Source organism: Photorhabdus sp. RW14-46, from assembly GCF_963887965.1.
GTDB classification, from domain to species: Bacteria; Pseudomonadota; Gammaproteobacteria; order Enterobacterales; family Enterobacteriaceae; genus Photorhabdus; species Photorhabdus laumondii.
The window spans coordinates 1-921 of sequence record NZ_CAWPHH010000041.1 but is presented as its reverse complement, the minus strand read 5'-3'; the positions used below and the strand labels follow the sequence as shown (position 1 = coordinate 921).

Here is a 921-nt window from a genome sequence, read left to right as displayed (position 1 = left end):
TACTGATATATTAAAAAGTACTCAATTATTGCGTTTTAATGTAATAATCCGGTATACATTTTATTATACCGGATTTTTTCCATACACCCATCATCACACCCATCATCGGTTATCGGGGTTTGGGGTGAGTAGATCATACCGTCCTTCGTAATCAAATGAGCTGCGAAAATTTTGAAAAGCTTTATATGCTTGGTTACCATAGATCCAGCATGAATTTTTATCCTTTATCCCCACGGTTCATTACTTTGCCGCATAGTGTTAATAACTTGAGGTGAAATACTCAACTTGCTAGCGTAGTCCATAATAAAATCCTGATATTTTTATATGGTTTTTTACCATAGGTAATTAAGTATAATGTTTGAATAGGAATGATTACTTAATTGCCACTTGAATTTCTTACTAAATCAATAATCGAATAAATTTTCCGCGTTATGAAATCCATTCTATAATTAGATATACAATATATAAAAATAAACAGAAGGAATAACTACTAGATTGTAATTCTTTATCAAAAACATAATCATTTTACTCAAATAAAATATTAGCATGTTGAACATGTTTACAGGAAATTAGATAAAATCATCTTACCCACATATGTACCCACCTAAAACCCATAAAAATAATTACATATTGCATTGCTAAAGTAATAACCTTACATCGAAGTGTTCCAAATTCACAGTTTAATTATGATAAAGGGTTCTGCTAAGCAGAACCCATAAAAACTTGAAGTTTATTTAAATTTAAAATATCGGCTAGGCCAGATCTCGTGAGGCTCACAATTCAATGCGGTAGCAGGAGAGCATGAAAAACTGTGGGGTATCCCTTTAATCAATTAATATGATCGTCCTCATCATCATTGTGACAAAGGGAGAAAACAATGCCTGTCTATAAGATCAAAATGGCTATTAGAGATATTAGTCC

The 921-nt window shown here is 31.7% G+C and carries 1 pseudogene; it reads right to left on the bottom strand.

Annotated elements, in window-relative coordinates:
- Window positions 1-132: 132 nt before the first annotated feature.
- A pseudogene (locus AACQ38_RS21195) lies at window positions 133-302 on the bottom strand (helix-turn-helix transcriptional regulator); the annotation flags it as partial.
- Between the last annotated feature and the right edge of the window lie 619 nt (window positions 303-921).